The following is an 8,757-nucleotide window of genomic DNA, read 5'->3' as shown; positions in this document are numbered from 1 at the left end:
CGTCAGGAGACGGGGACTCCGGGACAGCTATCAGGGATCAGATTTGAATTTTTAGTTCACTGTTTACTGGTCACAGCAAAAAGCTTTTGGCTGACGGGTGACGGCTTGGATGTGTAATTAATTTTGCTTAGGTACTTATGTCAATTCTACCGATCCGATCGCCCCTCGCACCCCAGAAAAGCGCACCACTTCGCCGCTCTCTTGGGAGATCGCCCTAAATCCCCAATCGAGTAATCAATAGCTAGATAAAGCATAATAAATATAAATAGCAACAACCTTGACAAAATCGGGGGGGGAGGGTATAGTGCGTGGGAATTTAGCTAAACAATGTATTCTATGCCACTTAAAAGTTCCTTTTGCTATTCCGTCGCCCTCGCCACGGTAGCCACCGCCACCCTCGCACCGGTTGCCAGCGCCGCAACTTTTAACTTTTCCTACACCTCCAGCTTAGGAACCATCACTGCGACGGTTGACGGAACCCTGCAACTGGATAACAACACGGTATTCGTCAGTTCTATGAGTAATACCACCTTTAACGGCTCTGCCGCCCCCGCTCTTCCGTTCGTAGGTTCTTTTGCCGGTTTCATCTCTAGTGGTTCTGTAACGGGTCAGGCGGTGCTATCCTTAGACGGATCGGGACTAGATTTTGCCGCTTGTGACACGACGTTGTGTAATAATAATGGATTCGGCTTTTTAGCCAGCACGTTCGCTTCCATCGGTGGCTACGGTAGTCTTAGTGCTGGTGAACTCTTCGTCCTCGCCAATTATTCCCTGACCCCGGCTGGCACTCCCACTGTTCCCGAACCAGCGACGGTTCTCGGTTTACTCTCCGTTGCGGGGGTGGGTCTTTTGTGCAAAGGCCGGAAACTGGAAGGGTAATTTTGACCGACTGATCCCCCCTGCCCTCCTTATCAAGGTAGGGTTAATTCATAGTAGGGTTGATTCATAGTAGGGTTGATTCATAGTAGGGTTGATTCATAGTAGGGTTGACTCATAGTAGGGTTGATTCATAGTAGGGTTGATTCATGAATCAACCCTACTTATCAAGGGGGGTGTCTGACAACTTTTAACGCCTACCTACTTAACTAAAGGGATTAATAATCATCAATTGATTCTCGATTCGCTGACCATCGTGTAAATCTTCACTGTGGAGAATTTGACAGCCCGCTTCCAGAGCGCTGGCCAGTATTAAACTATCAAAAAAAACTTTACCGGGCATTAGCCTCGTCCCGATCGAATCTAAATCCCCGTGTATTTAAAGAAATCGCCTCGAACATCGTTTTTTCAGTTTTCTGGCTCGGTTCGGGGACGATTTCCGCGTCATCCACAACAATCACGCGTATCATCTTACCTTCCCATCGAGAAGAATATCGGGGGGGAACGCTCACTTGACCCTTATGAATAACCGTCCTAAATTCGATCGCTTCCATACATGGCTCCAATTAAACCCTATCTCTACTTTAGCTCTAGAGTTAAGGGAGCGATTAAATCCTATCAGGGGAACTGGGATAACGGAAACCCCGAAAAGGAGACCATAACTATTTCAATGCTAATTATTCTGTTTGTCTTCGGCCAATGAAAAGAGCGATCGGCTGTTAGAGTTCACCCTAAATCGGGGCAATTATCGAGGCAATAAACCCAACTCCTTTACCATAAAAAAGTCAAAAAAACTGTATCAAAACTAGCAGAAGTCGGCAAAAAAAAAAAAATAAGATATGTGAAGAAGTTTTGCATACTTTAACTTCACTTAACCTAACTTCACATAAAATGATTTACTGATGAAAGTCACCGTCGCATCTTTTAACAAACCCCTAACCGTCGCCCTCGCCACGGTAGCCACCGCCACCCTCGCACCGGTTGCCGGTGCCGCCACTTTTAACTTCTCCTACACCTCCAGCGCAGGAACCATCACTGCGACGCTTGACGGAACCCTGCAACCAGATAACAACACGGTATTCGTCAGTTCTATCAGTAATACCACCTTTAACGGCTCTCCCGCCCCCGCTCTTCCGTTCGTAGGTTCTTTTGCCGGTGTCATCTCTAGTGGTTCTGTAACGGGTCAGGCGGTGCTATCCTTAGACGGATCAGGACTGGATTTTATCGCTTGTGACACCACGGGTTGTGATGATGGATTCGGCTTTATACCCGCTGGCTTTGGATCTCCGGTTGAGCTTTTCGCTTCCGGCGCTGGCTACGGTTCTGTTAATTTTGGCGAAGCCTTCCTCCTCGCCAATTATTCCCTGACCACCGTTCCCGAACCAGCGACGGTTCTTGGTTTACTCTCCGTTGCCGGGGTGGGTCTATTGTGCAAAGGCCGGAAACTAGAAGGGTAATTTTGACTGACTGATCCCCCCTGCCCTCCTAGGGTTGATTCATAGTAGGGTTGATTCATGAATCAACCCTACTTATCAAGGGGGGTGTCTGACAACTTTTAACGCCTACCTACTTAACTAAAAATTAAATTGATTGGGAACGGGTTGTGCGATTGTGGCAGCCCGTTTTAGTCTTTGATCAGGATCGAGAGATCGATCGCACGATTAACTAAAGGGAGTAAATTAGATGGTAGATAAAATCACCGCCAACGAGATATTGGAACATTTACGAACCCTGAAACCCGAACTGGAGGAACGATACGCGATCGATCGAATCGGCATTTTCGGCTCGGTAGCCAGAGAGGAAACCCGACCGACGAGCGATATAGATATAGTGGTATATATGCCCCCCGATCTGCTTAAAAGAGTCAGACTGAAAGCCGAACTAGAGAACCTATTCGGACGGGAAGTGGACGTGATCCGCTATCGGGATTCTCTGAATCCTTACCTCAAGGCACGGATCGATCGAGAGGCCATCTATGTGTGATCGATCGCTTCTATTCGAGTTATCGAATTTTCCCAATCAAACCGCTCCGCTCGGTCTTTGTGCGGCCTGTTTTTGCTAGGTTAAAATCGTCCCCTGTCTTATTCTTCAATTTATGCCTTTACCGTCCGAATTAACTGCGCTCGTAGAAAGGATCGATCGAGAACTAGATCGCCTAGAAAGTGACGGGAGAGAAGCGATCAAAATCGGTACATATCTGTTAAATCGTTTTCCCGACAATTTTACATTAATTCAATTGATGGCTTTTGTGAATACTAGCTTATTTTACGCTGATCGCGCCAGGAATCAAATCCGCGAGCGTGTGGAAAGTGTTGATCGATCAGAACCGACCCCAGCAAATTTACAGGAGGCCGGGGAAGATATCTCAATCGAGTTAGGACGTATTTTAGAGACTAAAATAAGGGTGACGCAGGTTAAAAATCGCTTGGAGGGCTTACGGTGATGGAAGAAAAAGAAACAGGACTAAATGAACGGGAACTAGAGGAAATTCTGGAAATGGCGCGGGATGCGGCGGAAAAAGCCCGATCGATGTGCGAGGTAATTACAGAAAATTCAAAAAAATGGCGAGAAAGAGCGAAACAATCGCCGCAAGTGAGATCGGGTGGCTGAAGTAACCGAACCGATATTTATGGGGAATAGTCGGGGGTTCGATCGATACGATAAACTAAACGATATCCACTCCAGAAAACCGCGATGGTTCAAGCGACCGAATATCTCTATATCGTTCGAGACGACGAGATTTTACACGGGGAACCAATTATCAAAGGAACGCGTACACCCGTCCGCGCCATCGTCGAAACTTGGCGTCTGGGGGTCGCTCCCGAAGAAATACCCCTAGGAATGCCCCATCTGACGTTAAGTCAGATTTTCAGTGCGTTGACCTATTACAGCGACCATCTAGAGGAAATTAACGCTTATATCGAGCATAACCGCGTTCCCGACGACTTAATCGATCCGCTGCTAAAAAATTCGTGAATAATCTCTTCGGCATAAAGGAACCCTTGTCACATCGAAACATTTCCTTAAGATATAAGACCGAAGGTCCAGTCTGGATACAAAATTGATATACCTAGAATCGCTACTCTGGCTCACCCTCTAGGCCATTCCCTTCCAGACTGCTAGGCTATTAGACAAGATGAATAACAATCAAACTCCACGGAAACAAGGACTATACGATCCCCAATTTGAACATGATGCTTGTGGTGTCGGTTTTATCGTTCATAAAACGGGTAAAAAGTCCCACGATATTGTTGAACAAGCCTTAACAATTTTACTAAACCTCGATCACCGTGGCGCGTGCGGTGCGGAAAAAAATACCGGAGATGGGGCGGGTATTTTATGCCAAATCCCCGACCTATTTTTCCGGAAAGTGACCAGTAATCTAGGTTTTACCTTACCGGCAGCCGGACAATACGGGGTAGGAATGCTTTACACGGCCCCTGATGCCGAAATTCGCGGGAAAGGTCGGCAGGAATTCGAGAAAATCGCCGCCGAAGAGGGGTTAAAAGTTCTCGGTTGGCGTGATGTTCCCACGGATAACTCTAGTTTAGGCAATTCGGCCAGATCTACCGAACCTTTTATCGAACAGGTTTTCATCGAACGCGATGCCAATTTAAGCGATGATCTGGCCTTTGAACGCAAATTATACGTTATTCGCAAACGTTCCCACCTCAGTCGTCAATCCTTTAATCGTTACTGGTATCCTTGCAGTATTTCTAGTCGTACCATTGTCTATAAAGGGCAATTAATGCCGGTACAGGTGGGTGACTATTTCCCCGATTTACACGACCCCGACTTTCAAAGTGCTTTAGGATTAGTCCATTCCCGTTTTAGTACCAATACCTTCCCCAGTTGGGAACGCGCCCACCCTTACCGTTATATTGCCCACAATGGCGAAATTAATACCCTGCGAGGTAATATTAACTGGATGCACGCCCGTCAGTCGATGTTTGCCTCACCCTTATTCGGGGAAGACATCAAAAGAATCCAGCCGGTTATTAATATCGAGGGTAGTGACTCCTTAATTTTTGATAATGCCCTAGAATTAATGGTTTTATCGGGGCGTTCTCTTCCTCACGCTGTCATGATGATGATTCCTGAACCCTGGGCAGCCCACGAATCGATGAGTGATGAGAAAAAAGCTTTTTATGAATACCATTCCTGTTTGATGGAACCCTGGGATGGTCCGGCCTCGATCGCTTTTACCGATGGTACGATGATGGGAGCAGTGTTAGACCGCAATGGTTTACGTCCTTCCCGTTACTACGTCACCAAAGATGACCTAGTAATTATGGCATCGGAAGCGGGAGTTTTACCCATTGAACCGGAACGCGTCGCTTTTAAAGGTCGTCTGCAACCCGGCCGGATGTTTCTTGTGGATATGAAAGAAGGTCGTATCGTGGCCGATGAGGAGATAAAAGAAGGTATTGCCAAAGCCAAACCCTATCGTCAGTGGTTAAACGAAAATTTAGTCAATTTAGACGATTTACCGGCCGTTGAAACTGCCCCACCTGAAACTGCTGTTTCCCTAATTCAACAGCAAACCGCTTTCGGTTACACTTTTGAGGAATTACGTCTTTTATTAGCCCCCATGGGCCGGGATGGAGTGGAAGCAGTGGGTTCCATGGGTTCCGATACACCCCTAGCCGTCTTGTCCGATCGCCCAAAACTGCTTTATGATTACTTTCAGCAGTTATTCGCCCAAGTCACTAACCCCCCGATTGACTCGATTCGCGAAGAAATTATCACCTCTCCCATCACCACTATCGGTGCGGAGAGAAATCTTTTGGATCCGCAGCCGGAAAGCTGTCACCTGATTAAACTTAACTCTCCCATTCTCACTAATGCCCAATTAGCGCGTTTACAGGGCAATAGCGAATTTAAAACCGTGACTATTCCCATTCTCTTCGATCCCACTTCGGGAGTCGAGGGGATGCGTAGCACAATTGAGGCAATTTGTCAAGAGGTGGACGAGGCAATTTTAGCGGGCGCGAGCATTATTATTTTAAGCGATCGAGGTATCGATAAAAATCACGCCCCGATTCCCTCACTGCTGGCGGTTGCCGGTTTACACCATCATCTCATCCGGCAGGGAACCCGCACCAGAGTCGGCCTTGTCCTGGAATCCGGCGAACCCCGGGAAGTGCATCACTACGCCCTTTTACTCGGTTATGGTTGCGGTGCGATTAATCCCTATCTAGCCTTTGCCACCCTCGGCAGTATGATCGAGGAAGGTTTATTGGTAGGAGTTGACCACCAGACCGCCTGTAAAAACTACATAAAAGCCGCCACCAAGGGCGTAATTAAAGTGGCCTCTAAAATTGGCATTTCTACCCTGCAAAGCTACCGTGGGGCGCAAATATTCGAGGCTATTGGCTTAAATCGATCGGTAGTCGATCGCTATTTTACTTGGACAGCTTCCCGCATTGAAGGGGCCGATTTAGAAATTATTGCCAAAGAATCCTTACTCAGACACGGCCACGCTTTCCCCGACCGGGATGTTAATGTGCATACCCTCGATATTGGCGGTGAATATCAATGGCGTAAGGACGGGGAAGCCCATCTTTTTAGCCCAGAAACCATTCATACCCTGCAACAAGCGGTAAAATTGGGCAAATACGACCTCTTTAAGAAGTATTCCCAACTGGTCAACCAACAAAATCAAAAATTCTTCACCCTGCGGGGATTATTAACCTTTAAAAACCGGGAAAGTATCCCCATCGAAGAAGTGGAACCGATTGAAGCGATTATGAAACGCTTTAAAACCGGGGCCATGAGTTACGGGTCCATTTCCAAAGAGGCCCACGAATCCCTCGCTATTGCCATGAATCGTATCGGTGGCAAGTCGAACACCGGGGAAGGCGGCGAAGATTCCGAGCGCTACACTTGGACAAATGAACGGGGAGACTCGAAAAATAGTGCCATTAAACAGGTGGCTTCCGGCCGTTTTGGTGTCACCAGTCTTTACCTCTCCCAAGCGCGAGAATTGCAGATAAAGATGGCCCAGGGGGCAAAACCGGGCGAAGGCGGTCAATTACCGGGTAAAAAAGTCTATCCTTGGATTGCCAAAGTCCGTCACTCCACCCCCGGAGTTGGTTTAATTTCTCCCCCACCCCACCACGATATCTACTCCATTGAAGACCTCGCGGAGTTGATTCATGACCTAAAAAATGCCAATCGTGCGGCCAGAGTGAGCGTAAAACTGGTTTCTGAGGTGGGAGTTGGCACAATCGCCGCCGGAGTCGCTAAAGCTCACGCCGACGTGGTTTTAATCTCTGGTTTCGATGGTGGGACCGGTGCCTCACCCCAAACCTCGATTAAACACGCGGGTTTACCCTGGGAGTTGGGACTAGCAGAAACCCATCAAACATTGGTGTTAAATAATCTTCGCAGTCGCATCGCGGTGGAAACCGATGGCCAGATGAAAACCGGCCGCGATGTGGTGGTGGCAACCCTATTGGGGGCTGAAGAATTCGGTTTTTCGACCGCGCCACTGGTGACGTTAGGATGTATTATGATGCGGGTTTGTCATCTTAATACCTGTCCGGCGGGGGTAGCGACCCAGGATCCGTTATTACGGAAGAATTTCATCGGGGATCCCGAATATACGGTGAATTTCATGAAATTTATCGCCCAGGAAGTGCGGGAAATTATGGCCGAATTGGGATTCCGCACCTTAAATGAAATGGTGGGGCGAACTGATGTATTAGAGCCGAAACAGGCTGTAGAACATTGGAAAGCGAAAGGAATTGACCTAACTCCGATTCTCTATCAACCGGAGGTAGATGCAGAGGTAGGGCGTTATTGTCAGATTCCCCAGGACCACGGTTTAGATAAGTGCTTGGATATAACCGTTTTACTGGATTTATGCAAAGATGCCATTGAAAAAGGCGAAAAAGTCAAGGCGACACTACCGATTAAAAATATTAACCGCGTGGTGGGGACGATTTTAGGCAACGAAATCACTAAACGTCACTGGGAGGGTTTACCCGAAGATACCGTACATCTCCATTTTCAGGGCAGCGCGGGGCAGAGTTTCGGTGCTTTTGTTCCCAAAGGGGTGACACTGGAGTTAGAAGGGGATGCCAATGATTATGTGGGTAAGGGTTTAAGCGGTGGCAAAATCATCGTTTATCCGCCCAAAGGTTCCACTTTTGTGGCCGAGGAGAATATTATCATCGGTAATGTGGCTTTATACGGTGCAACCAGTGGTGAGGTGTATATTTCTGGGGTTGCTGGGGAACGTTTTGGGGTGCGTAACTCTGGGGTGACTACGGTGGTTGAGTCCGTTGGCGACCACGCTTGCGAGTATATGACGGGGGGTAAAGTCGTTGTTTTAGGGCCCACCGGTCGCAATTTCGCCGCCGGAATGAGTGGTGGTGTCGCCTACGTCCTCGATGAGTCGGGGGATTTCGCCACTCGTTGCAATACCCAAATGGTGGCTTTAGAGGCGCTAGAAGGGGAAGAAATCAACGATTTACGCGAGTTAATTCAACGCCATGCTGATTACACCCAAAGTCAAAAAGCGGCCCTGGTTTTAGCAAATTGGTCGGAAATGTTGCCCAAGTTTGTTAAAGTAATGCCCAAGGATTATAAGCGGATGTTGCAGTGTATTAAAGAGGCGTTAGATTCCGGTTTAACCGGCGATTCTGCCCTCGATGCGGCTTTTGAAGCCAACGCCCGCGATGTGGCAAGGATTGGCGGTAGTTAGAGTTTAATGGGGGCTGAATAAGCCCCCTACTTTACTGAAATACAGGGAAATACTTTAAAAATAATAGTTAAATAAAACGTTTTTAATCTACTACTGCTAACTTAAGATACCTTAAAATTTTTCTTGTTATTTGAATGAACAATTGGGAAAATGTTATGATAAAATTTTAA

The 8,757-nt window shown here is 47.4% G+C and carries 9 protein-coding genes; 7 read left to right on the top strand and 2 right to left on the bottom strand.

Going from position 1 to position 8,757, the window contains the following annotated elements; translation table 11 throughout:
• The first annotated feature begins 336 nt into the window (after nucleotides 1–336).
• Nucleotides 337–879 carry a PEP-CTERM sorting domain-containing protein gene (locus O9334_RS04625; protein WP_287999593.1) on the top strand — a complete coding sequence of 181 codons (543 nt, stop codon included), beginning with the start codon at nucleotides 337–339 and terminating at the stop codon, nucleotides 877–879.
• A gap of 202 nt (nucleotides 880–1,081) precedes the next feature.
• Here the strand turns inward: O9334_RS04625 and O9334_RS04620 are convergent, their stop codons facing one another.
• Both O9334_RS04620 and O9334_RS04615 read right to left on the bottom strand, forming a co-directional pair.
• Nucleotides 1,082–1,219 carry a PIN domain-containing protein gene (locus O9334_RS04620; RefSeq protein WP_190358145.1) on the bottom strand — a complete coding sequence of 46 codons (138 nt, stop codon included), beginning with the start codon at nucleotides 1,217–1,219 and terminating at the stop codon, nucleotides 1,082–1,084.
• Nucleotides 1,209–1,430 carry a hypothetical protein gene (locus O9334_RS04615; protein ID WP_265795562.1) on the bottom strand — a complete coding sequence of 74 codons (222 nt, stop codon included), beginning with the start codon at nucleotides 1,428–1,430 and terminating at the stop codon, nucleotides 1,209–1,211. Before O9334_RS04615 ends, O9334_RS04620 begins: the two co-directional genes overlap by 11 nt.
• A 348-nt stretch (nucleotides 1,431–1,778) precedes the next feature.
• On the opposite strand from O9334_RS04615, the gene O9334_RS04610 reads away from it, so the two are divergent.
• The 6 genes from O9334_RS04610 (at nucleotide 1,779) to gltB (ending at nucleotide 8,587) form a co-directional block, all read left to right on the top strand.
• Nucleotides 1,779–2,333, top strand: a complete 555-nt coding sequence (locus O9334_RS04610; RefSeq protein ID WP_287999591.1) for a PEP-CTERM sorting domain-containing protein — start codon at nucleotides 1,779–1,781, stop codon at nucleotides 2,331–2,333.
• Between the two features lie 226 nt (nucleotides 2,334–2,559).
• Nucleotides 2,560–2,859 carry a nucleotidyltransferase family protein gene (locus tag O9334_RS04605; RefSeq protein WP_190381225.1) on the top strand — a complete coding sequence of 100 codons (300 nt, stop codon included), beginning with the start codon at nucleotides 2,560–2,562 and terminating at the stop codon, nucleotides 2,857–2,859.
• Nucleotides 2,860–2,971: 112 nt separating this feature from the next.
• Nucleotides 2,972–3,319, top strand: coding sequence for a hypothetical protein (locus O9334_RS04600; protein ID WP_016515502.1), 348 nt, complete (start codon nucleotides 2,972–2,974; stop codon nucleotides 3,317–3,319).
• Entirely contained in the window at nucleotides 3,319–3,486 is a 168-nt protein-coding gene (locus tag O9334_RS04595) for a hypothetical protein (protein ID WP_002763566.1), read from the top strand. The genes O9334_RS04600 and O9334_RS04595 overlap by 1 nt, the downstream gene beginning before the upstream one ends.
• A gap of 84 nt (nucleotides 3,487–3,570) precedes the next feature.
• Complete coding sequence (locus O9334_RS04590; protein WP_002750657.1) at nucleotides 3,571–3,852, top strand: DUF433 domain-containing protein; 282 nt, start codon at nucleotides 3,571–3,573, stop codon at nucleotides 3,850–3,852.
• Nucleotides 3,853–4,012: 160 nt separating this feature from the next.
• Nucleotides 4,013–8,587 carry a glutamate synthase large subunit gene (gene gltB, locus O9334_RS04585; protein ID WP_287999588.1) on the top strand — a complete coding sequence of 1,525 codons (4,575 nt, stop codon included), beginning with the start codon at nucleotides 4,013–4,015 and terminating at the stop codon, nucleotides 8,585–8,587.
• Nucleotides 8,588–8,757 lie beyond the last annotated feature (170 nt).

The sequence above is a fragment of the Microcystis sp. LE19-8.1F genome (assembly GCF_027531715.1).
Taxonomy (GTDB): Bacteria; Cyanobacteriota; Cyanobacteriia; order Cyanobacteriales; family Microcystaceae; genus Microcystis; species Microcystis wesenbergii_A.
Note: the sequence above shows the minus strand (reverse complement) of the source record. Positions and strands in the feature narration are given on the sequence as shown.

Excerpts from the sequence above, each read along its gene's own strand:
- O9334_RS04610 (WP_287999591.1), top strand. The coding sequence starts at position 1,779 with ATGAAAGTCACCGTCGCATCTTTTAACAAACCCCTAACCGTCGCCCTC.
- O9334_RS04600 (WP_016515502.1), top strand. The coding sequence starts at position 2,972 with ATGCCTTTACCGTCCGAATTAACTGCGCTCGTAGAAAGGATCGATCGA.
- O9334_RS04590 (WP_002750657.1), top strand. The coding sequence starts at position 3,571 with ATGGTTCAAGCGACCGAATATCTCTATATCGTTCGAGACGACGAGATT.
- O9334_RS04595 (WP_002763566.1), top strand. The coding sequence starts at position 3,319 with ATGGAAGAAAAAGAAACAGGACTAAATGAACGGGAACTAGAGGAAATT.
- O9334_RS04620 (WP_190358145.1), bottom strand. The coding sequence starts at position 1,219 with ATGCCCGGTAAAGTTTTTTTTGATAGTTTAATACTGGCCAGCGCTCTG.
- O9334_RS04615 (WP_265795562.1), bottom strand. The coding sequence starts at position 1,430 with ATGGAAGCGATCGAATTTAGGACGGTTATTCATAAGGGTCAAGTGAGC.
- gltB (WP_287999588.1), top strand. The coding sequence starts at position 4,013 with ATGAATAACAATCAAACTCCACGGAAACAAGGACTATACGATCCCCAA.
- O9334_RS04625 (WP_287999593.1), top strand. The coding sequence starts at position 337 with ATGCCACTTAAAAGTTCCTTTTGCTATTCCGTCGCCCTCGCCACGGTA.
- O9334_RS04605 (WP_190381225.1), top strand. The coding sequence starts at position 2,560 with ATGGTAGATAAAATCACCGCCAACGAGATATTGGAACATTTACGAACC.